Below are 22,190 nucleotides of genomic sequence, written 5' to 3'. Positions count from 1 at the left end.
GGGCCCGTTCTTTCATGTCCGCGACCGCACCCGTACCTCAGTCCAGACGATCACCCGCTGCCGCTCGAACAAGATCCGGTTAGCCACAACGCACTAAGGCAATCGGTGGAACCCAAAAGGCCCACATCCGCCGACACCGGCCTGTCCCGGCCCTCTGGACGGGCGGCACAGCTGATGTGGAATTCGGGGCCTGCGGCGAGCGGGGGCGATACGTGGTCCAAGCGGAAGCCATCCTCGGCCTGGACGCGCTCCTCGTTTCTGGCTGGCCGTCCCGCAAACCTCCGCGAGCTCAGCCCCGAGTCGAGGGCCTTCCGGCTTCAGGAGAACCGCGAGCCCGACGCCGGGCGAGGTGTTGATGATTCTCCGACCCGGTTGCGGCCTATGCTCGCGCCGATGGACGGCTGCTGGTGGCAGAGCGCGACTGTGCCGGTGGGGTTGCCCGCGACGGTTCGCTCTCCGTCGCGCCGCGACATGGTGTCGATGATCCCGAACCCGATATGCCGGCGATCGTAGGGCCGCGGCACGATCGTCGTCGGCACGCAACCCGGCGTTCCGGATCCGGGTCAGGGCCCGTCAGCGCCGACAGGCAGGGCAACGGCGATGGCCTCTGCGGCGAGGCGAACCTTTTCACCGTACGGCGTGAGGAGCTCGGTAGAGAAACGGCTCTTCGGGCCCGAGATCGACAGCGAGGCGATCGGTCGGCCGTGCCCGGGGCGGATGGCGGCGCCGACGGAGACGACGCCCTCCTCGACCTCCTCATGACAGACCGCGAATCCGGCCTCGGCGATGCCGCGGAGCTCGGTCCGCAGCCGGTCGGGGTCGGTGATCGTGTGCGGGGTGACCGCGGGCAGGCCCCCGGCGATGTACGCGTCCACGTCCTCCTGCGGCAGGGCGGCAAGGACGGCTTTGCCGTTCGACGTGGCATGCAGCGGGCCCCGTGCCCCAAGGGGCGCCACGGCCCGGACCGGCTGGGGGCTGTCGACCCGCTCGATCAAGACGACTTCTCGGCCGGTGGGAACCATCAGGTGGACCGTTTCGCCGATTTCGGCACCGAGGTCCCTCATCGTGGGCAGCGCGGCGGGCCGCAGCCCACCGCGGGCGCCGACGGCGCTGCCGACGACGAAGGCGCGGACGCCGACCTGCCACCGGCCCGTGCCCGTCTGCTGCTCGATCCAGCCGGACTCCGCGAGTGTCGCCAGACTGCGCTGCACGGTGGTCTTCGGCAGACCGAGGATGCGGGTCAGTGCGCTCAGTCCGACCGGCTGGTTGACCGCCACGGCCTCCAGTACCTGCAGTGCAGTGGTGACGCTCCGCATCGTCCTCCCTTCGTCTACGGGCATCTCACTGAGCACCTCTCCCGTGATGGTCCCACATGGGCCGGGCAGTCTACCGGGGTCGCCTTGCCTCGACGGGTCCGTCGAGACGGTACGGAGCCCCCGGTCGCGCGCCGGAGAAGCATCGTCCGCGCCCTCGTCACGTTGGGTCTCGAAGAGGTCCGGTACAGGCCGTCCGTCCATCGCGATCATGCAGAGCTCCTTGTCATCGAACAGCGCCATCAATCCGGAGGCGACCTCATCGGCCGCTGGATTCTGCCTGGCGGCGAGTCCGCCATGCCGCGCAGTGCCCGGCTCGCGAGGCCCCGAGCATCCGACCTACCTGCTTGACGCTCCCGATCGAGCAGATCGCGTCCGTCGACGGAGTGGACGCATCTTCATAAGCCCCAGCGACCTGGCCGCCAGCCTCGGCCACTCCAGAGATCAGAACGCACCGAGGGTCATCAAGGCGATGGAGGACGCGATCGGCCGCGCGCGGCGGGCAAACCGGTCGGCGTGCTCACCTGCTCACCACCAACCCACGTTCGCGCGGCGGTGCATCAACCTGGGGACCACGTTCACCGCCATCGGCGTCGACATGGCCGGCCGGAACGCGGCGCCGACGCCCTCGCCCTCGCCCTCGCCCTCGCCCGGACCTTCACACACCAGGCCGAGGCGACTCCCCCGCCTGCCACCGCGAACCCGTTTCTGGGGCCCGCTGACACCGTGGAGCAGCAGCGGCGGCCGTCCTCGGGAACGGCAACCATCAGCCGCCGACGCTAGCGTCTGCGCCTCCCCCGTGGCGCGCTCAGGACGTAAGGACAAGCCGGCCACGGAGCCCGCTCGCCGCGAGGAGTTGCCGCGCTGCGGCGGCCTGTTCCGCCCGCTCTTCAGGAGACGAAGCGCGCCCGTCCGACGCCCGCTCGAGTGGGGCGACGGCGAGCTGGCAGAAGTAGCGGATGCGGCCTGATCGGGTGCGCCCTCGACAAACGCACGGAACAACTCGAGCAGGGTGCGGTGCTCGGGCTGGATACTGGTCGGTTGGCCTGTGCAGTGGTGGGCCAGCCATACGCACGCTGCCCGCCCAGGCCGTCGAGGTAGTCGCGAGCCACCTGCGGGGCGCGGGCGATCGGTGGGCCCTCGTCGACACGTTGACTCGCTTGGGCCAACTGCCATGACAACCGGCTTGGGGTTCAGCTCAGCCGAACCTCGACGCTGCCGATCCGGGTGCAGTCCACCCGTGCGAGCCGCGTCTCGGGCGTGATGTGCTGGGGAGCGATACAGGATCCGGTGATGACGAACTGTCCCGCCCGCAGGGTCTGCCCGTGGCGTCCGAGCCGGTTCGCCATCTCCGCCAGCACGGTGAACGGGTCGCCCATGGCCTCGACCGCGGTGGCGGAGCCCGCCGGTGCACCGTCGATGCTGAGGGTCAGGCCCTCGGTCGGCAGATGGAGGTCGGTCCGGGTCAGTTGGTCGCCGAGGACGATTGTGCTGTCGGTGTTGTGGGTGGCAACCAGATGCTGGTTACTCCACTCCTTCTCGAAGGTGCCCGGCCGGACGGGTGCGACCTCGATCGCAGGGAAGATTCCGGCCACGGCACCGCGTGCCTGCAGCGCGGTGACGCCTGGACCGGCGAGATCTGCATCGAGCAGTATGCCGACCTCCGACTCGATCATGTACACCGAATACCGATCCCACTGCAGCTTCGCCGCACCGCCGGACTGAATCACCTGGGATGCCAGCAGAGACCCCACCATGGGGTACGGCATGCTGGGGATGATCAGCTGCGCAGCCTTGGACGTGAACGACGCCTGATATCCGGCCACCCGGTCACCAGGCTGAGCGCGCCGGTCAATGAGCTGGAACTGGAGGTCGTAGGCATCGTCGATGGTGATGTCCGGTTCGGCTCGCGCCAGATCGGTGCTCGGGTCGGTGGTGACCCCGGGTTGCATCAACTTCTCGAGCAGGGCTGCTGTGTTCATCGATCTCCTTCATTGTCCAGGCGGTGTGCGGCGGCCGGGCTCACTTGCGCTGGAACTCGACGGGTGGGTCCCACTCGCTCATGGGAGCGGCAGGCTCGCGCGAGTTGACCGTGAAGTGGCGCTCGGGCCGATCGGTCATGTTCTGCTGCTCGTGGGCGACTCCAGGCGGTATGGCGACCATGTCGCCTGCAGCGAGCGTGTACTCCACGCCGGCGACGCGCGCGGTCAGTTCTCCCGCCAGCTGGAAGTAGACCTGCACGAACTCGTGAATGTGCAGGGGCGGTGACCCGCTGCCGGGCTGGGACTGGATCACGTTGACAGCGGCCCGCGAACCGGTCTCTCGGCGGGCGAGCCAGTGCACGGCGAGCCCGGTGTCGCCTTCCTTGGGGAAGGTGAAGCCGGCCTCGGTGACCGGCCGCAGCGTGTTCGCCGGCGCCGGGTCCGACGTCGGGGCGCACGGCTCGTCGAGCACTGTGCCGGGATCGGGGGTCGGCAGGTACACGTCGAGGTGGACTGACTGTGTTCTTCCGACGTTGTGGATCTGATTCGACACTCCGGCGGGGATCGCGATCAGGTGTTCGGGACCGGCGTTGAAGCTGTCGCCGGCCACTCGGACCTCGAGCGAGCCGGCGACCACGAACACGCAGCGTTCCACGGGGTGCCGGTAGGTGGGCAGTTTGTCTCCCGGGGCCAGCGTCTGGCGTGCGATGGACACGTCCTCGGCGTGGAGCAGGAATCGACGAGAGGTGCCGGTCGGTTCGTCGCCAACTGCTGGGCGAAAGTGATTCACGAGTGAAGTCCTCCTGTAGCTTGAAATTTCAGCGCGCCGGAGTCGGGCGTGTCAAGAGTGGTTCGCCGAGTGATGTAGGTCGGGTTCCTCGCCGTGTCGATCCCGGATGATGAGGGGCACCCTGCGAAGTGCAGCGGGCGACGCCGGCCGAGTGCGCGCCGGCAGGCGAAACCGCACGCGGTGGCGGCCCAGGCCCTTCGGGCTGATCTTCGGCATAGCGCACGGCAAGCGGCTGAGGACCACATTCGACAAGCTCAGGGGCCCGAGCCCGACATGAAATATCAAGCTGAGGAGTTGCTGCCGGCGCACTATTCAAGCTGCACAGCCGAGTGCGGGTCGGCTACCTGCCCTGCGTGGCGCGTCGCAGCAGCGGGGTGATGCGGTGTGGCACCAGTTCGCGCATGGCCAGGGCCGTCGTCGTGCGCTCGATGCCGGGTACAGCCAGGATCTGACCTGCAATCCGGTACAGGTCCTCCGCGTCCGCGGCGACGACGCGTACGAGCAGGTCGGTCTCGCCGCTGAGACCGAATACCTCCATGACCTCGTCGACGGCCGCCAAAGCCTGGGATACCTCGGCCAGTTGATGCTGGTCGACACGGGCGGTGAGGAACGCGGTGAGTGGGTAGCCCAGTGCTTTCGGAGTGATCCGGCGTTCGAAGGAGCCCAGCGCGCCACCCTGCTCCATCTTCGCCACCCGGGCCTGGACGGTGTTGCGGGACAGGCCCAGCCGCTCGGCCAGGGCCACGACGGTGGCCCGCGGGTCGGCGGCCAGGGCGAGTAGAAGCCGTGCGTCGGTGGCGTCCAGGGTTCGCTCGTTGTTCATGGTGCTCAGTCACCATTCCTCGTCCGGCTCGGAATCTGAGCAGAATGCTCAATCCCGAAAGCACATCTTGTGCAGTTGTCGAGTCATCTGTCTACTTGCGGACCACAAAGTCAATCGTCCGGCAGGTTGCCGGTCGGTGGAGGTGGACTGTGATGGTCTTGGACTCCCGGCTCAGTGCGGCCGACCGCGATGGCCCGGCCGTTGCCCAGGAAGAAGAGCTCGCCGTGCTGAAGGCGATCGAGCAGCGGGTGCTGTGGCTGTCCACCGCGATCATCGACCATGCCAACCGCGTGCGTCCCAACCCTTCGGGACTGAAGGTCGGCGGGCACCAGGCTTCCAGTGCCTCGATGACCTCGATCATGACCGCGCTGTGGTTCCACGCGCTGACCGCGAACGACCGGGTGTCGGTCAAACCGCACGCCTCCCCGGTGCTGCATGCGATCAACTACCTCCTGGGCGAGCTGGACGACTCCTACCTGACCACCCTGCGGGCCTTCGGCGGCCTGCAGAGCTATCCCAGCCGGTCCAAGGACCCCGACCCGGTCGACTACTCCACGGGTTCAGTCGGTATCGGCGCCACGGCCCCTCTGTGGGGCGCCCTCGCACGGCGCTATGTGGACGACCATTTCGGTGGGGCCGGCACGGGACGGCAGTACTCCTTGCTGGGTGACGCGGAGCTGGACGAGGGTGCGATCTGGGAAGCGATACAGGATCCCATGGTGCCGGGCCTGGGCGAGGTGGTGTGGGTCGTCGACCTCAACCGGCAGTCCCTGGACCGTGTCGTGCCCGGCATGGCCGCGGACAGGCTCCAGGGAATGTTCGCGGCGGCCGGCTGGCAGGTCATCACCCTCAAATACGGGAATCTGCTTCAGGAGTTGTTCACCCGACCGGGCGGCGAGGCCCTGCGTGCCCGTATCGATGCCATGGGCAATCCCGAATTCCAGCGACTGCTGCGCTGTTCCGCCGACGAGCTGCGGGAGCGCCTGCCCGGCACCGGCTCCACCGCCGCGCCGATCGCCGAGATCATCGCGTCCCTGGACGACGCCTCACTGCTCGCCGCGCTCCGCAACCTGGGCGGCCATGACGTCGGCGCGCTGACGGAAGCGTTCGACGCCGTCGACGAGACCCGCCCGACCGTTGTCTTCGCGTACACGGTCAAGGGCTACGGGCTGCCCACGGAGGGCCACCCGCAGAACCACTCCTCGTTGCTGACCGGCGACCAGATGCGAGCACTGGCCGACCGCCTCGGGACCGACCTCGACCACCCCTGGGGGGCCTTCGCCGACGGCTCGCCGGAAGCGACCCTGTGCGCCACGGCTGCCAAGCGGCTGCACCGCTTCGGACAACAGGTGCAACCGGCCCCGGCCGTCCCCGCCGATCTCGGCCGCGCGGCACCGGCCGGCACCGCCAACACCCAGCAGGCCCTCGGACGGGTACTGCTGGACCTCACCCGGAAGGCACCGGAGGCAGCCGGCAGGATCGTCACCGTCAGCCCGGACGTCAGCTCCTCCACCAACCTCGGCGGCTGGCTCAACAAGGTCGGTGTGTGGTCGTCGGCCGAGCGCCCCGATTGGTTCGCCGACGATACCGAAACGATCCTGCACTGGCGGGAGTCGCCGACGGGTCAACACGTGGAGCTGGGCATCGCGGAGACCAACCTGGTCGGCCTGCTCGGCGAACTGGGTGCCACCTGGAGCCGCTGGGGGCGGCCGCTGCTGCCGATCGGCGTCGTCTACGACCCGTTCGTCGACCGGGCTCTCGAGCCGTGGTCGTTCGGCATCTACGCCGGCGGCCAGTCGATCCTGGTCGGCACGCCGTCCGGCGTCACACTCGCACCTGAAGGCGGCGCCCACCAGTCGATCACCACACCCTCGCTGGGCATCGAGCAGCCCGGTTGCGTCACCTACGAACCCGCGTTCGCGATCGACACGGAATGGTGTCTGCTCTCAGCACTCGGCAACCTCGGCCGACCGGACGGGAGTTCGGCCTACCTGCGCCTGTCCACGCGACCCGTCGACCAGTCCGCGGCCGCCGTGCCCGCCGACCCGGCCGCACGTGAACGCCGCCGCCGCCACGTGACCGCCGGCGCCTACCGGCTGCGCCGGCACGAGAGGCCGGTGGTGACCCTGGCCGCGATGGGCGCCCTGGTACCCGAGGCCCTGGCCGCCGCCGACCGGCTCGCGGCCCTCGGCCACGCCGCCGACGTCGCGTGCGTGACCAGCCCGGACCTGCTCTTCCGCGCGCTCCAGGGCCGCCGCGGGCTGTCGCAGGACCCCACCTGGATTCTCGACCAGGTCTTTCCCGCGGACCGGGCCACGCCCCTGGTGACCGTGCTGGACGGTCACCCGCACACCCTGGCCTTCCTCGGCACCATCCAGAACACGCCGGTCACCACTCTCGGCGTGACCCGTTTCGGCCAGTCCGGTTCGATCGAGGACATCTACCGCTACCACGGCATCGACACCGACAGCATCGTCGCCGCGGCTCTGGACCTCGTCGGCTGAGAACACCTGAGAGAGTGGGAGGTTCCTCAGCCGTCGCGGAGCAGCCTCTGTTCGGCGGGGACACCCGTGTCTCCGCCAAGTCGAGGGATCGGCCGTCCATGATCGAGGGCGGCCGAACGAACATTGAGGGCCGGGGCTCCAGTTCCCGCCGATGACCAGGGACGCCGACCGGTCCCGTCGGTAACTGGTGGGGCGAGCCCGCCGTCAAGAGCGCCCTGTCCGCCTGCTTGACGCTCCCGGAATGACGGGCCTAACTTTGCCATAGGTCCTAATTACGGTCCACTGGTCCATAATGCGGACCGAATGAAAGCGAAGGGCACTGTGACAGCGACAACGGAGTCCGCCGAGCCCGGCCCGGCCTTCCTGCGGGGCGTGCGCGTCCTCGATGTGACAGGGGCCCTGGCCGGCCCGTACTGCACGACCGTCCTGTCCGACCTCGGCGCGGACGTCCTCAAGATCGAACCGGTCACGGGTGACGGCCTGCGCACCCGCCGGATGGGCCCGGATCGCAGGCCGATCCCCTTCGACCTGACGCATCGCGACAAGCGCAGCCTCGCGGTCGACCTGAAGTCCCCCGCGGGCGCCGACATCGTCCGATCGCTGGCCCGGCGCAGCGACGTCCTGGTGGAGAACTTCCGGGCCGGCGCGATGGCGCGGCTGGGGCTGGGCTACGAGGACCTGCGCCCGCACTGCCCCGACCTCGTCTACTGCTCCATCTCCGGCTTCGGGCAGTTCGGGCCGATGCGCGACGCGAAGGGCATCGACCTGATCGCACAGGCCTACAGCGGGCTGATATCGGTCACAGGCACCACCGACGGACAGCTCGCCAAGGCGGGGTTCCCCGTGTCCGACGTCGGGACCGGCATGTGGGGCGCGATCGGGGTCCTTGCCGCGCTGCTGCGCGCACGCACCGGTGGCGGCGGCGCGTACATCGACGTCGCGCTGGCGGACTCGGTGGCCGCCTGGTCGCTGTGGGAGGTCGCCGACTACGTGGCGACCGGCGTGGAACCGGCGCCGCTGGGCACGGCACACCGCCTGGCCGCCCCCTATGAGGCGTTCACCTGCCAGGACGGCGCCACCCTCGTGCTCGGCGCGGTCGACCGGGCATGGGAGGCCCTGTGCACCGCCCTGGAGCTGGATCTGCGCGACGATCCGCGCTTCGCCACGGAGTACGAACGCTTCCTGCACCGGGCGCCGCTCGCGGAGATCATCCAGGAACGCTTCGCCACCGCGCCCCGGGATCACTGGATGAACACGCTCCGCGCCGCCGGTGTGCCGTGCGGCCCGGTCAACGGCATCGGCGACATCCTCACCGACGAACAGTTCGCCGTGCGCGGCCTGTTCGTGCACGACGAGGACCGCTTCGCACAGCCGACGATCGTGAACACCCCCATCGTCGCCGACGGGGCGCCCCGCGCCCGTGGCCGCGCGCCCGAACTGGGCGCGGACACGGTCGCGGTCCTGGAAGAACTGGGATACGACGAAGAGCGGATCGCCGCCCTGGCCGAGGAAGGTGTCGTCGCCGTGCACGGTGTCGGCGAGGCCGCGACCGGCGCCGCTCGTGTGAGGACGAAGGCGGCCACCCCGGCCGCCCGCGGCGCCGAGGCGCACGGATGAATCAGGAGGGCACTGTCATGGCCACTGCGGCACGCACGGCACCGGTGGACTGGACGGACGGTCTCGGTCTCGCCCGGGTCCTGCACGGCGGCGGCCCGGTGGTCGCGCTGCGGCGGGACGGAGCGGCCAAGGCCCGCCTGGCCCTGGTGGACAACGACGTCTTCGACGACCTGCCCGCGCTGCTCGAAGCGGCCGGGGGTGCCCTGGCCGCCATCGAGGCCGGCGCCGTGATCGATGCGCCGAACCACCTGCTGCTGAGCCCGGTCGGACGTCCTGGCAAGGTCATCTGCATCGGCCAGAACTACCTCGCACACGTCCACGAGGGCGGACGCGACACCGGACCGGCTCACCCCGACCTGTTTCCGAAGTGGCACACCTCGCTGGCGGCGCCCTTCGCCGACCTGGCGCTGCCACCGGAGTCGGACCAGATCGACTACGAGAGCGAGCTCGCTGTGGTCATCGGCGCCCGTGCACGTCGGATCGCGGTCGAGGACGCGGAGAGCGTCGTCTTCGGATACACCGCGGCCAACGACGTCTCGGTCCGCGACTTCCAGTTCCACACCCAGGGGCGGATCGCCGGCAAGGCATGGGACGCTCTCACTCCCCTGGGGCCGGTTGTCGTGCCCGCCGCCCGGCTCGGCGGCGCACGGCCCGACCTCGCCCTCACCGGAACGCTCGACGGGAAGGTGCTCCAGGACGACCGCACCTCCCGGCTCATCTTCGGCATACCGGAGTTGCTGGCCTACATCACCACCGTGATGACCCTTGAGCCCGGAGACGTGATCCTCACCGGCACACCGTCCGGGGTGGGCTTCGTACGCGAGCCGAAGGTCTTCCTGCGTAACGGCTCGGAGTTCGAGGTGCACATCGAGGGGATCGGCGCGTTGCGCAACCGCTTCGTGGCGGAGAAGGCCGGATGACCGAGGTGAGCACCGCACCACGGATCCGCACCGAGGTACGAGACGCCGTCGGCACCGTGGAGATCAGCAACCCGGCGCGGCACAACGCGCTGTCCGTGACGATGATGACCGAACTCGCCACCGGACTGCGAGCGTTGGACGAGGACCCGGACGTCTGTGTGGTCGTCCTGCGCGGCGCGGGCGAACGGGCTTTCGTCTCCGGCGCGGATATCAGTGAGTTTCCCGCCCAGCAGGATGAGGCTGCACGGCAGGCGGCGGACGACGCGGCCACCACGCTGTTCACGCAGCTGTCCGCGCTCTCGGTGCCGGTCATCGCCCGCATCCACGGCTACTGTCTGGGAGCGGGCATGGCCCTCGCCCTCGGCGCGGACCTTCGCTACGCGGACACCCGCGGTGTCCTGGCCATCCCCGCCGCTCGCCTGGGCGTCGGCTACCCCTTGGAACAGACCGCCGCACTCGTCCAGACCGTGGGACCGGCCGCCGCGAGCGACCTGCTGTTCACCGGCCGCCGCATCCTGGCCTCCGAGGCGCACGCCATGGGCTTGGTGGACCGGGTCGTCGAACCCGACGAACTGGGCAAGGCGGTCGACGAACTCGCCGCCACCATCGCGGCGAACGCCCCCCTGTCGGTGCGCGCCGCCAAGGCGTCCGTACAAGCCGTCCGCCGCCTGAGCGAAGGCGACGAAGCGGCAGGCAGTGCCGCGCTGGGCCGCGCGATCGAGGCCATCGCCCGCTGCCGCACCTCCAACGACCTCCGCGAAGGCGCCCTCGCCTTCCTGGAGAAGCGGCCCCCGCGCTTCACCGGCCGCTGACACCCACTGCACGACCGACGACAGGAGCATCCCGGCATGGGGACAGCGCTGAAGGGCCGGACCATCGTGATGTCCGGCGGCAGCCGCGGCATCGGGCTCGCCATCCTCACCGCCGCGGCCCGCAAGGGCGCCAACGCGGTGTTCCTGGCCAAGACCGACACACCGGACCCGAGGCTGCCGGGCACCGTGCACACGGCGGTAGCCGCGATCGAGGCCGCCGGCGGATCCGCCGTAGCCGTCGTCGGAGACGTCCGCCAGGAGACCGACGTCGAGCGCGCGGTCGCCACCGCCGTCGACCGGTTCGGCGGCGTCGACATCTGCGTCAACAATGCCAGCGCCCTCGATGTGCGCGGCACCGAGGATCTGCCCCTCAAGCGCTTCGACCTCATGCAGTCGATCAACAGCAGAGGCACCTTCCTCCTGACCCGATCCTGCCTGCCCTACCTGAAGCGGTCCGACCACGCCCACATCCTGACCCTGTCGCCGCCGCTCAACCTCGCCCCGCGCTGGCTCGGCGCCCACCCCTGCTACACCCTGTCCAAGTACGGGATGACCCTGCTCACCCTCGGCTGGGCCACCGAGTTCGCGGAGCACGGCATCGCCGCGAACTGCCTCTGGCCGCAGACCACGATCGCGACCGCCGCCGTGGCGAACGTCCTGGGCGGCGAGAACGTCCTCTCCCGGTCAAGGAGCCCCGAGATCATGGCGGACGCGGCCCTCGCCGTGCTCTCCCGGCCGCCGCGCGAGCAGACCGGCAAAACCCTCATCGACGCCGACCTCCTGACCGCAGCCGGACCCACGGACCTGGCCCGGTACGGCGGGGGCGACCATCCGGAACTCGACCTCTTCGTGGAGTAGATTGCGGTGAAGTGACCGTCCGGGCTCCGCGTCGAGGACACGAGCTGGTACACAAGGCCCATGATCGCCCACCCCCTTCGGACGGGTTTGTCCGACAAGCAGGGCGTGGACACCCCCGAGACCATCACTTGAAACCTGCGGCACCACTCCTCGGCGCAAGGCGTCACCGAAGCCCTGAAAACGGCTCCCGGGGCGCTCGGTCCCCGGCATCCGGGCCAGGAGTGCGGATCTCCGACGCAACGGCCCGACCCTTCGTCACCCCGCTGGAACAGCAGCAGGTCCTGGTCGCGGTCGAGACAGCGGCGCTCGCCCCCTGCAGCCGGCATGCCAGCACAGGCGGGCGGGCAGCCCAGGCCTGCAGTACAAGGCTGCAGGAGAGGAGCAACTGCCGCCCGATCAGCGTGCACCCTCGCAGCCATCCGCGAGTCGTTCTCCTGAGAGGTCCTCCTGAAGTGGCGGGGCAAGAGTGGAGCACCCATTCACTCAACGGATGTAGAGTCATTGCGGGCATGCAGGGATGATGTTCAACATACGTTGAGCGAATGGGTGATGTGATGTCGGATGCGGCGGCCAGCACTAGGGCGCAGCGGCGCGCCCGCACACGTTCGGCCATCCTGGGTGCCGCCCGGCAGGAGTTCTCCCAATCCGGCTACCAGAGGGCGACGATCCGGGCGGTGGCCGATCGGGCGGGGTGTGATCCTTCACTGGTAATGCAGCACTTCGGCAGCAAGCAGGAGCTGTTCCGGGCTGCGGTGCAGCTGGATCTGGACATGGCGGCGGTGGCGGCAGGGCCGGCCGAGGAGCTGAGCGAGCGGATGATCCGCGCGGTGTTGGAGCGCATGGATGAACGGCCGGAGGCGACCGCCTCCACGTTCCGCTCCATGCTCACCCACGACGGGAGCGCCGAGGAGGCTTTGAAGCTCTTCAACGTGGCGGCCATCACCCAGGACAGTCGTGTTTCGGGCGCATTCGACGACGAATCGAGTGAGTTGCGTGGTCAACTGGTCGGTGCGCTGACGCTTGGTGTCGCCATCACGCGCTACGTGCTGAAGGCCTCCGCTGTCGAGCAGGCCAGCATCGATGATCTCGTCGCGCATCTGCGACCGGTCGTCGAGGTGCTGCTGCCGGGAATCAGCGCTGAAGGGCTATCAGAAGACTGACTGAGGCCTTGCCCGCCACGCCTCCAGTCGTGATCGGGGGCGGGCTGCGCCGTCCGAGATGCCAGAGGTTCGCGGAGGCGGTTCGTGACATGTGCGGTCAGCGCGTGTCGCCCCGCGGCCGGCCCTCCGGTCCGTCGCCCGCACCGGGCGTGAACGGACGCAACGCCGGACGGGCCGGCACCAGGGGCCTGCTGGAGGCCCGCATGGCCGTCGGGTCGGGGCCGGCGAGCCCAACGCGGCAAGGCCGGCAGGACCGGAGGCTACGGCAGCTCAGGCCGTGCCGCGGACGGCCGGGCCCCGTCGGATGCACCCGACGGGGAACTGGATCGAGACCAGCCGGGAAGCAATCAAGCCGCCCCCGTTCGCCAGACACCGCACATCAACGCGGCCACCGGCGAGCAGGGGGCGTCCCCGCTTGAGGCAAGGGCGCACCCGAACGCCTGGCTCGCCGCCGGGAGGTCTGCGTGATGAAACGGCATTGCTGAGCCGCACCTGACCGAGGATGAGCCCGTCGTTGTCCGGCCGCTGCCGACCGGCGGCGGCCACGAGTGGCGAACCGACGTCACCCTCCCTCCCCCAGTCGGTCCGCAGCAGGCCAGGCAATGGCACCCTCCTCGACAGCTATGCGGTGCCGTCGATGATCGCGCACCGCCAGACGGCCGCCACGCCGCCGAAATGCAACGACCAACGGGCACAGGCATTGCGGCCTGAGCAGTGCCCGTCGCCATGCGGCACGACGGCGGCGGGTTTCGCACCAGGGGGCGAGGTGTTCCACGTCACGCCTCCATTTACTCAACATGCGTTGAGTGAATGACCCCGGCGTAGCTATGATCACTCTACAAGCGTTGAGCGAGAACATCGCCAGTCGCCCGCACCCCAGGGAGAACATCCAATGAAGCTGAACAAGCGGGCAAAAGTGGGCATCATCTCGGCCGTCACTGCAGCGGTGGTCGGCGTGGCGGCACTGCCCGCCGCCCAGGCCGCGCCCCGACCACGTCAGGGGACCGCCGTCACCTCGGACAAGGGGATCCCGACGGAGGTCGACCCCGCGGCCGACCTCGCCGCGCAACCCGACGGAAGCGGCAAGACCTGGACCGACTCGATCTACGTCAACAGCGAGGTGAAGGCCGGCGGTCACAACTACGGCGTTCACGTCATCACGTTGCGCCGGCCCCACACAGACAACCCGTACTCACTCTCGGTCGTCCTGACCGATGAGACCAGCGGGTGGGTCAAGACGTACGGCGTCCCGATCGCCAAGCGCGACTACCACTGGAGCACGAGCGGGCTGGACATCAAGATGCCCGGCCTGACCTGGAAGGGCAACGCACAGCGCATGTCGCTGAAGGCCACCACCCCGTGGGGCGGCCTCGACGTCCAGTTCGTCCCCAAGGGCCCGGCCCTGAACTACGCAGGGACCGGCGCCTGGTCGATGCAAGGTGATACACAGTACGAATTCGCCTACCCGTCGATGCAGACCACCGGCACCCTCACGGTGAACGGGAAGACCCACAAGGCTTCCGGAGTGAGCTGGCTGGACCGGCAGTGGGGCGCCACCCCGCTGAACGACCCCACCATGCGGTGGACGTGGATGAGCATCAGCCTGCCGAACAACGACAAGCTCGCCCTCTGGGACACCGCGAACAGCAAGAGCGAGAACTCCTGGGCCACCATCCTGCATCCGGACGGCTCCTACGACCTGGCGGCGGTCAAGCCCCTGTCCGACGGCGCGGACAGGCCCTGGACCAGCCCCGACACCGGCAAGACCTATGCCACGCGCTGGAATGTCGAGATCCCCTCACAGAAGACCCGTCTCACTGTCCGCGTCAACGGCCCCATCGACCAGGAAACGGACAAGGTCCAGGGTGTCTACGAGGCACCGGCTGTCTACACCGGTATCTACGAGGGCAAGAAGGTCACCGGCAAGAACTACACCGAGCAGGTGGGTGACTAGAAGCGCTGACCACCTGACCACCTCCGGCGTCGCGGGTGCTGCCGCCGATGCGCCTGCAACTCACCCCCCGCCGCGCGATGGTGATGACGTGGCAAGCGCGGGCGGGCGGCGCGGAGTTCGTACGGTCGCTGGGGGCGGCAGGGAGAGCCGAAGAGCGTCGACGCGGTCCTCGGCTCGGCGGTCGCCGGTGAGCAGGTCCGCCAGCCTGGCCGAGCCGGCCGGGCTGGTGGTACCCGATATCCATGTGGCCACCTCCGGCTGGATGCTGGCCGCCCCGATACACGACCCGGCGCCGGGGGTGCGGCTGCGCTTTCAGCTCGCCACCCCGCACATCGTCCACCGCGCCCAGGAGCATCTGCGCACTGTTGACGGCATGCCACTGGCACAGGGCCTGCTGGCGAACTTCCCGGCCATCGACCTGTACGAGGACCGCTGGGTGTGCGTGGTCTCCTCCGATACCGTCGAGTCGGCGCCACCGATCCTGGAGGCGCTCGCCGCAGGCCCCTGGGTGCTGCCCTATCACTGCCCGTCGATGGGCTTCTCGCCCCTGCACATCGCCATCGAGAAACTCCTCACGATGCCGTACCTGAACGTCGGTACCGACGGTGTGGGCATGGTCCCCGAGCGCGCCGGCCAAAGCACTCAACATCAGGCTTCCACGACGGTATCGATCTTGTCTATTCCAGTCATCGGTGATCCCTTATTCCCCAAAGGCCTGGCGAGCCACGAGAATTGGACTCGTGACGGGCATGCCATCGAGGTACGACGATTCGTCCGTGTCGCCCCACTGACCGGTGCGGCGCGTCCCCCTGCGGCCTGCAGGGACTGAGTTTGTCCCCCCACACTGTGCGGCTTTTGGAGATGGCTGTTATGCGCAGCGAACTGGTGGCGCTTCGGGCAGGGCACGTCTTCGACGGCGTGGACGTCAGACAATCGGGCATGGTGCTGGTCGAGGACGGCCTGATCCGCGACGTTGACTTCACCGGAGCCGCGCCGCCGGTGCACACGGCGGTGACGGACTTCGGGCCGGACGGATGGTTGCTTCCCGGGCTGATCGACGCACACGTGCATCTGTGCTGGGACTGCAGCGAGAACGCCGTGGCGCATGTGGCGTCCGACGACCACGATGCCGTACTGGAGACCGCACGCGCGGCCGCGGCGGCCACGCTGGCCACCGGGGTCACGACCGTCCGGGATCTCGGCGACCGCGACTACCTCACCCTCACGCTGCGCGACAAGGTGCCGCCCACCGAGCGCCCCGACATAGTCGCCTCGGGCCCGCCGATCACCACCCCCGGCGGCCACTGTCACTTCCTCGGTGGCGAGGCCGAAGGAGCCGACGCGCTGCGGGCCGCGGTTCAGGAACGCGCCGAGCGCGGCTGCGACGTGGTGAAGGTGATGGCCAGCGGCGGCAACATGACCCCCAACTCCAGTCCACTGCACCAGCAGTACGATCGGTCCGACCTGCGGCTGATCGCCGACGAGGCGCACCGGTACGGGCTTACCGCGGCCGCCCACGCCCACGCCGTCCCTGCGATCGCGGATGCGCTCGACGCCGGCTTCGACACCATCGAGCACTTCTCCTTCATCACCCCCGAAGGCATCAGCCTGAACCAGGACCTGCTGGACGAGGTCGTGCGGCGAGGAACGTTCGTCAGCCTCACAGTGGGCATGATGCCCGGCAGGACACCGTTCCCCCCGGCCGTGGCTGCTCGGATCACCGCCCTCACGGCCAAAGTCGTCGCCTCGGGCGCCAGGGTCGTCCCCGGAACCGACGCAGGCATCGTTCCCGCGAAACGTCACGGCGTCTATCCCCACGCGCTGACCGAGCTCGCCGAACTGGGGATGCCTAACCGTGACGTGTTGCGGTCCGCGACCGACGAAGCCGCCGAAGCGGTGGGCCGGGCCGGAAGCAAAGGCGCGCTGCGCCCCGGCGCGGACGCCGACATCCTCGCGCTCGGCAGCTCCCCCGTCGAGGACATCTCGGCGGTCACCGACATCCGCGCGGTGTACCGGGCGGGCCACCCGGTTCGTTGACCGGGATGCGGGCCGAGGTCGTCCCATCCTGCGCGTCTCCGCGGATCCGTCTCTTGACGCACAGAGAGGGTTTGTGATGCGCCCGTCAGGATTCGCCTGTGGGCTGGACGACGGCGCAGCGCCGGCATGTTGCGTGCTCCCGCATCACCGCGGTGTTCGGGCCCGTGAACGCAGCCTCGACAGCGCAGGAGCTCAAGTTCACGCTGACGGACATGACGCCGACGGCGGTCTGCGTCGGCAGGGATGCACGGACAGTCTGGCCGGGTGAGGTGTCGGACCTGTCGGCGGTGGTCTGTCTGGACGAATGGCGGCGAGCCTCAACCCCGGTGACTCCCTCCCCATGGCGGACAGCGTCGAGATGGAACCGGAGGACGCGGCTGGCATTCGCTACACGTCGGGAACGACCGGGAAGCTCGAGGGGCGGCGCTTGTGACTATTGGCCGTCCCTGCTTCTGGCTTCCATATCAAGAGGCTTAACACATGGGGTAGCAAGCTACTTGATGTAAAGTCACTTTGCGTGGAGTCGGAAACGGAGCGTTCGCCTGCTCGGGTCACCTATCTCATCAAGCAGGTCGAGCGAGGGGTCCGGTCGGTGCTGGATGAGACCGTGCGGGAACTCGGGCTGACCACCCCGCAGTACGCCGCCCTGAGCGTCCTCGCCCGCCGGGGCGGCCTGTCGTCGGCGCAGTTGGCGCGGCGGGCTTTCGTCACACCTCAGGCGATGAACCAGATCGTAGCGCAACTCGAGGCCGAAGCGCTGATCACCCGGGCGCCCGACCCGGCGAACGGGCGGATCCTGCGCGCGTCGCTCACCGGGGAGGGGGAGCGCCGCCTCGCTGCCTGCGAGGCGGAGGTCGACCGCATCGAGGATCAGATGCTGCATGCGCTGGACCGGGAGTCGGTGGACCGGCTGCGCGCGGGGCTGCTGGCTTGCGCTACCGCGCTTCGAGGGCTACCCGAGTCGGCCGGTTCCGACTAGCAGCCCGACTACTGCCCTCCTGTGCAGGGGCAGCGGCTGCGCCCTTCCCGTCGGCGCTCAGGCGTCCAGGTCGTCGGCCGGCATGAGAACGAGGTCGACGCGTAGGCGGCAGTAAGGGACCGGCAGCCTGTAGCGCCGGGCAATGTCCGGCTCGTCGCCCCGCGTCACCTCGTGGATAAGGCCGATTCGGCGGTGAACAGCCCCGCGGCCGTTGCCGCGGGGCTGGTTGTCAGGCCGCTGTCCGTCTCAGAGCCCGTTCATGCCGGCCCGCCAGACGTCGACAACGGCGTCCAGCACAGCCTTGTTGTCAGTGTTGAGGGTCTGGCCGGTGACCAGGCGCGATCCTCCGGGTCAGCTGGGAAATCGGGTCCCCATGCCGGTGGCGGCTTTGCTGACCACCGTGTGCCCGGGCACAGCCTGGTTGCTGACCCCTCTCCCCACCTCGCCTCGTCCTATATCAAGGAACTTGATGGCAAGCTACTTGATATGTAGTGTGCCCTCCAGTGGGATGCGTGGTGCCCCCACCCCGGAACGCGCGGACACTTCGATCCACGCCAAGGAGGCGGCAACGGAGCACAGGAGGCCGGTGGCATGACACAGGATGTGAATCGGCGGGTGCAGGTCGTCGTGACCGGCGGCGGTATCGGCGGGCTCGCCGCAGCGGCTTTCATGCACCACGCCGGTATGTCCGTCGAGGTTCTCGAGCAGGCGAACAGTCCTGCGCGACGTCACCCCGGCCATGCGTATCTACTCGGAGGCGTCCTTCAAACCCGTCGCTTTGTTCGTCGAGGTCGACGGCACCGAGGAGGCCATCGCGGTCGCCAACGACACCATGTACGGACTGTCCGCCGCCGTGTTCAGCCGGGACGCGGCCATCGCCCCGCAGATCGCGCAGCGGATCAAGTCCGGGATCTGCCACGTCAGCGGAGCCACCGTCCACGACGAACCCCGGATGCCTTTCGGGGAGTGGGAGCCAGCGGATGGGGACGCTTCGGATCCCGCGCCGCGCTCGAGGGGTTCACCGAAGCGCTGGATCACCATCCAGGCAGGCGCCTGCCACTACCCGATCTGACCGGCACGACGGCCGTCCAAGACATACAACAGTGACCAGCCGGGAGGAAAACCTATGTCGGTGGATCCCACTCGAGTCCCCGGAGTCCGATACGGGGAACTCGTCGAACGGCGCGCGGCCCGCCAACCGGACCAGCCCGCCATCCGGTTCGAGAACACGATGTTGACGTACCGGGAGCTGTGCGAGAGAGTCAACGGCTTCCACGCCGCGTTGCTGGACTGGGGAGTGCGTCCCGGCGACCGCGTGCTGTGCATGTCGGGCAACCGGCCCGAGCTCCTGATCGCGCTCTTCGCCACGGCACGGTGCGGCGCGGTCTTCGTCCCCGTCAACCCAGCGGCCCCGGCCATCGAGATCGCCGGCCTGTTGCGGGACGCCGCGCCAGCCGTCGCCCTCGCCGAGGACACGACGCGCGGCGTGCTCGATCAGGCGGTGAACCTGTCCGCCCAGAGCGAGGGCATCCTGCCCGCACGGCTGCACTCCATTGAAATCCTGTATCCCACGCCCGAGATGGTCCCCGAACCCCACCCGGTCGGTCCCGACGATCCGGCGCAGATCGTCTACACCTCGGGCACGACCGGCACGCCCAAGGGGGTCGTCCTCACCCATGGCGGTCTGTTCTGGAACCAGATCAACACACTGCTCGGCCTCGACGTGTGCAGCGATGACGTGACGCTCGTCAACACCCCCATGTTCCACGTCGCGGGGCTCAACACCCTTGTCATCACGACACTCCACAAAGGCGGCACGGTGATCCTCCACCGCGGCTTCGACGCGGCGGCCTGCCTGCAGACCGTGCGGGACCATCGCGTGACGACCATGTTCGCCGTCCCCACGATGCTCGGTCTGCTGAGCCGGCACGAGTCCTTCGCCGCAGCAGACCTGTCCAGCCTGCGCTGGATGCTCGTGGGCGGGGCCGCGCTCTCACCCGACGCTGTCACCACCTGGTCGCGCCTGGGCGTTCCCCTGCTCGCCAGCTACGGACTCAGCGAAGCCGGCCCCTCCGTATCGTTCCGAACTCCGGCGCAGGCCGCCGCCAAACCCACGTCCTCCGGCCCGCCCGGCATGCTGACCGATCTCACCGTCGTCGGCCCCAACGGTGACGTGCTCGAGGCGGGGGAAACCGGTGAACTCGTCATCCGCGGACCGCACCTGGCTGCCGGCTATTGGAACCAGCCCCGTGCCACCGGTGAGACCTTTCGCAGTGATGGCCTGCACTCCGGCGACCGAGGGCTCATGGACCCCGACGGGGCCGTCGTCATCACCGGCCGCCAGAAGGATGTGATCATCACCGGAGGGGAGAACGTCGACCCGGTCGAGGTCGAACACGCCGTCGCCGCTCACCCCGGGATCGCCGAAGCCGCCGTGACCGGCGTCGACGACCCGCTCTGGGGCGAATGCGTGGCCGTCGTCATCGTCCCGGCCGGCCCCAACCCGCCCAGTCTCCCCGAGCTGCAGAAGTTCCTCTCTTCCCGCCTCGCCCGCTACAAGATCCCCCGGCGGTTGCAGACCGCTGACGCGTTGCCGCGCACCTCGGTGGGCAAGATCCGCCGGTCTGACGTCCGGCAGATGCTGCATGACCGAACGACCGCCTCGCCGACGGGAACCCCATGACCGACGCCGCCACAACTCTCTTCCGTTTCACGGAAGAGCTCGCGTCGTGGCCTTCGTGGGCGGCGCCATCCTGGTCGGCAGCGGCCTGTTCAGCCTCGTCTACGGCTTCTCCAACGCCGAGTCCCACGACCGGAGCTCCCCGCAGACCTGGGGCTTCCTGGTCGCCGGAGCCGTCCTGCTCGCTTTCTGCGCCTGGTCGCAGACCCGCTCCACGCTCCTGATCACCGGCGCCGGCATGTTCGGGGTTTTCCTCTTCCTCACCTCCTACCTGCAGCAGAGCCTGGGCTACACCCCCATCAAGACCGGGCTTGCCTTCCTGCCCATGGTCGCCGCCCTCATGCTCGCCTCCACTCTCGCCACCACCACGTTGATCCCCCGCATCGGGCCGAAGGCGATCGTCTCCGCGGGCATGGGTCTGGCCGCCGCTGGCATGGTGTGGTTGACCGGCCTCGACATGGGCAGCAGCTACGCCTCGAACATCATGCCGCCGCTGGTCGTCGCGGGCCTCGGCCTGGTGATGGCCACCGCCATGAGCCTGGCCACCGTCGGCGTCGCCTCCGCGGCCGTCAACACCATGCAGCAGGTCGGCGGCTCCCTCGGCACCGCCCTACTTCGTCGCCAGCCTCCTCGTCAGGGTCATCCTCTACCGGCCCGGAGTACCCGAGCAGGACCCCGACGCGACACCGGTCGTGCACATGCAAAGAATCCACGTATCACCCCTGGTGATACGTGGACTGTTTCTGATCCGGCCATGACGCTACAGGCTGATCGTCGACGCGAGGCGTGCCCCTGTGGGGTGAAGGGCGTAGGACGTCCGCGGCTGGCAGGCTGCAGATCCGGGCGGCCATGACGTCGGCTCGTTCGGCCTGGCGGCCCGGTGCGTGGCGTCGGTGGCACGCGAGCGGTGCGGTTGTTCGAATGCCCTCAAAAACCGCTGCGAAGTTCAAAGCGTCTCCTCCCTGCCGAGCCGAGCGCGGTGTTCGGCGAGTTCGGCGGAGAAGCCGCGGACCAGCGCGGCAAGTCCGGCCTCGAACGCCGACTGACGTTGCTCAGGCCCCGATTGGAGCAATGGTTCCAGGCCGGGGGGCGTGTCGTCGCGGTCCGCGGCGGCGGTGTGATGGCCTGTCGGTGGCCCCGGGGCCAGGACCGAGCCGATGACGAAGTACTCGACGGCCCACACCAGCGGCAGCAGCCGGTCCTCCGGCCATCCGGCGCCGCGCAGCCGGTCGAAGGCGGCGGCGTACGCGCCCAGCGCCGTCGGCGACCGAATGGTTCGGACGGCGAGGAGGGGAAGGGCGCGGGGGTGGGCGGCGAAGGCGTCGCGATAGGAACGGGCCCAGGCCTCGAGTGTGCCTGTCCATGAGTTGGTGGCGAAGTCCAGCCGCATCTCGGCCACGATCAGTTCGCGTATGCCTTCGACAAGGTCGTCGCGTCCGGTGATGTAGGCGTAGAGCGAGGGTCCTTTGACTCCGAGTGCGGTGGCGACCCGGTTGACCGAGAGGGCCTCGGCTCCCTGCTCGTCCACCAGGTCCAGCCCGGCGCGGATGATGGTCTCCCGGTCCAGCAGCCGACGCGGCGGCCTGCCCATTCGGCGTCCTCCTCTGTGACCTGTCCCGCGGTCCTGTGCCTGCTCGTCCATGCCGCGTCGACTGCGGCTCGCGAGCCCTGCCGCGACGTTCCCGCCCTTGCTGACCCTTGGCGGGGAGGGAGTGTCAGTGTAGTGTCCCGCCCCATAAAACTACGATCTCTAGTTTTATG

18 protein-coding genes and 2 pseudogenes are annotated in these 22,190 nt (G+C 69.0%); 15 read left to right on the top strand and 5 right to left on the bottom strand.

Going from position 1 to position 22,190, the window contains the following annotated elements; all coding sequences use genetic code 11:
* Positions 1-563: 563 nt before the first annotated feature.
* Positions 564-1,556, bottom strand: a complete 993-nt coding sequence (locus tag ACWCQ1_RS42260) for an IclR family transcriptional regulator (RefSeq protein ID WP_451028895.1) — start codon at positions 1,554-1,556, stop codon at positions 564-566.
* On the opposite strand from ACWCQ1_RS42260, the gene ACWCQ1_RS42255 reads away from it, so the two are divergent.
* A complete protein-coding gene (locus tag ACWCQ1_RS42255) occupies positions 1,525-2,283 on the top strand; it encodes an aldolase/citrate lyase family protein (protein ID WP_451028894.1) in 759 nt (252 codons plus the stop codon). The genes ACWCQ1_RS42260 and ACWCQ1_RS42255 overlap by 32 nt on opposite strands.
* 223 nt (positions 2,284-2,506) lie before the next feature.
* Here the strand turns inward: ACWCQ1_RS42255 and ACWCQ1_RS42250 are convergent, their stop codons facing one another.
* The 3 genes from ACWCQ1_RS42250 to ACWCQ1_RS42240 form a co-directional block, all read right to left on the bottom strand.
* On the bottom strand, positions 2,507-3,295 hold the full coding sequence (locus ACWCQ1_RS42250) for a 2-keto-4-pentenoate hydratase (RefSeq protein ID WP_451028893.1): 789 nt from the start codon (positions 3,293-3,295) through the stop codon (positions 2,507-2,509).
* 40 nt (positions 3,296-3,335) lie between these two features.
* The gene (locus ACWCQ1_RS42245) at positions 3,336-4,010 is read right to left on the bottom strand and encodes a cupin domain-containing protein (protein ID WP_451028892.1); all 675 of its coding nucleotides are present in this window, start codon (positions 4,008-4,010) and stop codon (positions 3,336-3,338) included.
* Between the two features lie 415 nt (positions 4,011-4,425).
* Positions 4,426-4,908 (bottom strand): Lrp/AsnC family transcriptional regulator, encoded by a 483-nt coding sequence (locus tag ACWCQ1_RS42240; protein ID WP_451028891.1) that lies wholly within the window; start codon positions 4,906-4,908, stop codon positions 4,426-4,428.
* Positions 4,909-5,060: 152 nt separating this feature from the next.
* Here ACWCQ1_RS42240 and ACWCQ1_RS42235 point away from each other — a divergent pair, with 152 nt between their 5' ends.
* From ACWCQ1_RS42235 to ACWCQ1_RS42170, 14 genes and pseudogenes are all read left to right on the top strand, one after another.
* Positions 5,061-7,412, top strand: coding sequence for a transketolase-like TK C-terminal-containing protein (locus ACWCQ1_RS42235; RefSeq protein ID WP_451028890.1), 2,352 nt, complete (start codon positions 5,061-5,063; stop codon positions 7,410-7,412).
* Positions 7,413-7,733: 321 nt separating this feature from the next.
* Entirely contained in the window at positions 7,734-9,029 is a 1,296-nt protein-coding gene (locus tag ACWCQ1_RS42230) for a CaiB/BaiF CoA transferase family protein (RefSeq protein ID WP_451028889.1), read from the top strand.
* A gap of 17 nt (positions 9,030-9,046) precedes the next feature.
* On the top strand, positions 9,047-9,949 hold the full coding sequence (locus ACWCQ1_RS42225) for a fumarylacetoacetate hydrolase family protein (protein WP_451028888.1): 903 nt from the start codon (positions 9,047-9,049) through the stop codon (positions 9,947-9,949).
* The gene (locus tag ACWCQ1_RS42220; protein WP_451028887.1) at positions 9,946-10,761 is read left to right on the top strand and encodes an enoyl-CoA hydratase-related protein; all 816 of its coding nucleotides are present in this window, start codon (positions 9,946-9,948) and stop codon (positions 10,759-10,761) included. Before ACWCQ1_RS42225 ends, ACWCQ1_RS42220 begins: the two co-directional genes overlap by 4 nt.
* Before the next feature lie 36 nt (positions 10,762-10,797).
* The gene (locus tag ACWCQ1_RS42215; RefSeq protein WP_451028886.1) at positions 10,798-11,619 is read left to right on the top strand and encodes an SDR family oxidoreductase; all 822 of its coding nucleotides are present in this window, start codon (positions 10,798-10,800) and stop codon (positions 11,617-11,619) included.
* A 542-nt stretch (positions 11,620-12,161) separates the two neighbouring features.
* The gene (locus ACWCQ1_RS42210) at positions 12,162-12,779 is read left to right on the top strand and encodes a TetR/AcrR family transcriptional regulator (RefSeq protein WP_451028885.1); all 618 of its coding nucleotides are present in this window, start codon (positions 12,162-12,164) and stop codon (positions 12,777-12,779) included.
* Positions 12,780-13,671: 892 nt separating this feature from the next.
* Positions 13,672-14,733 carry a lipocalin family protein gene (locus ACWCQ1_RS42205; RefSeq protein WP_451028884.1) on the top strand — a complete coding sequence of 354 codons (1,062 nt, stop codon included), beginning with the start codon at positions 13,672-13,674 and terminating at the stop codon, positions 14,731-14,733.
* Positions 14,734-14,920: 187 nt separating this feature from the next.
* Positions 14,921-15,562, top strand: coding sequence for a hypothetical protein (locus ACWCQ1_RS42200; RefSeq protein WP_451028883.1), 642 nt, complete (start codon positions 14,921-14,923; stop codon positions 15,560-15,562).
* A 41-nt stretch (positions 15,563-15,603) separates the two neighbouring features.
* A complete protein-coding gene (locus ACWCQ1_RS42195; protein ID WP_451028882.1) occupies positions 15,604-16,770 on the top strand; it encodes an amidohydrolase family protein in 1,167 nt (388 codons plus the stop codon).
* 517 nt (positions 16,771-17,287) lie between these two features.
* Entirely contained in the window at positions 17,288-17,749 is a 462-nt protein-coding gene (locus ACWCQ1_RS42190) for a MarR family winged helix-turn-helix transcriptional regulator (protein ID WP_451028881.1), read from the top strand.
* A 591-nt stretch (positions 17,750-18,340) separates the two neighbouring features.
* Positions 18,341-18,427 (top strand): annotated as a pseudogene (locus tag ACWCQ1_RS42185) (hypothetical protein); the annotation flags it as partial.
* 61 nt (positions 18,428-18,488) lie between these two features.
* Positions 18,489-18,821: an aldehyde dehydrogenase family protein gene (locus tag ACWCQ1_RS42180; protein WP_451028880.1), complete on the top strand. Its 333-nt coding sequence runs from the start codon at positions 18,489-18,491 to the stop codon at positions 18,819-18,821.
* 60 nt (positions 18,822-18,881) lie between these two features.
* A complete protein-coding gene (locus tag ACWCQ1_RS42175) occupies positions 18,882-20,432 on the top strand; it encodes a class I adenylate-forming enzyme family protein (RefSeq protein ID WP_451028879.1) in 1,551 nt (516 codons plus the stop codon).
* A gap of 55 nt (positions 20,433-20,487) precedes the next feature.
* Positions 20,488-21,187, top strand: a pseudogene (locus tag ACWCQ1_RS42170) (MFS transporter); the annotation flags it as partial.
* 188 nt (positions 21,188-21,375) lie between these two features.
* Here the strand turns inward: ACWCQ1_RS42170 and ACWCQ1_RS42165 are convergent.
* Positions 21,376-22,020: a TetR/AcrR family transcriptional regulator C-terminal domain-containing protein gene (locus ACWCQ1_RS42165; protein ID WP_451028878.1), complete on the bottom strand. Its 645-nt coding sequence runs from the start codon at positions 22,018-22,020 to the stop codon at positions 21,376-21,378.
* Positions 22,021-22,190 lie beyond the last annotated feature (170 nt).

Source organism: Streptomyces sp. NPDC002144 (genome assembly GCF_053593695.1).
This window is presented reverse-complemented; position numbering and strand designations above follow the sequence as displayed.

What these genes read in the sequence shown, in the direction of transcription:
- ACWCQ1_RS42255 (WP_451028894.1), top strand. Translation starts at nt 1,525, where the DNA reads ATGCAGAGCTCCTTGTCATCGAACAGCGCCATCAATCCGGAGGCGACC.
- ACWCQ1_RS42260 (WP_451028895.1), bottom strand. Translation starts at nt 1,556, where the DNA reads ATGGCGCTGTTCGATGACAAGGAGCTCTGCATGATCGCGATGGACGGA.
- ACWCQ1_RS42250 (WP_451028893.1), bottom strand. Translation starts at nt 3,295, where the DNA reads ATGAACACAGCAGCCCTGCTCGAGAAGTTGATGCAACCCGGGGTCACC.
- ACWCQ1_RS42240 (WP_451028891.1), bottom strand. Translation starts at nt 4,908, where the DNA reads ATGAACAACGAGCGAACCCTGGACGCCACCGACGCACGGCTTCTACTC.
- ACWCQ1_RS42235 (WP_451028890.1), top strand. Translation starts at nt 5,061, where the DNA reads ATGGTCTTGGACTCCCGGCTCAGTGCGGCCGACCGCGATGGCCCGGCC.
- ACWCQ1_RS42225 (WP_451028888.1), top strand. Translation starts at nt 9,047, where the DNA reads ATGGCCACTGCGGCACGCACGGCACCGGTGGACTGGACGGACGGTCTC.
- ACWCQ1_RS42220 (WP_451028887.1), top strand. Translation starts at nt 9,946, where the DNA reads ATGACCGAGGTGAGCACCGCACCACGGATCCGCACCGAGGTACGAGAC.
- ACWCQ1_RS42215 (WP_451028886.1), top strand. Translation starts at nt 10,798, where the DNA reads ATGGGGACAGCGCTGAAGGGCCGGACCATCGTGATGTCCGGCGGCAGC.
- ACWCQ1_RS42210 (WP_451028885.1), top strand. Translation starts at nt 12,162, where the DNA reads ATGGGTGATGTGATGTCGGATGCGGCGGCCAGCACTAGGGCGCAGCGG.
- ACWCQ1_RS42205 (WP_451028884.1), top strand. Translation starts at nt 13,672, where the DNA reads ATGAAGCTGAACAAGCGGGCAAAAGTGGGCATCATCTCGGCCGTCACT.
- ACWCQ1_RS42195 (WP_451028882.1), top strand. Translation starts at nt 15,604, where the DNA reads ATGCGCAGCGAACTGGTGGCGCTTCGGGCAGGGCACGTCTTCGACGGC.
- ACWCQ1_RS42180 (WP_451028880.1), top strand. Translation starts at nt 18,489, where the DNA reads ATGCGTATCTACTCGGAGGCGTCCTTCAAACCCGTCGCTTTGTTCGTC.
- ACWCQ1_RS42165 (WP_451028878.1), bottom strand. Translation starts at nt 22,020, where the DNA reads ATGGGCAGGCCGCCGCGTCGGCTGCTGGACCGGGAGACCATCATCCGC.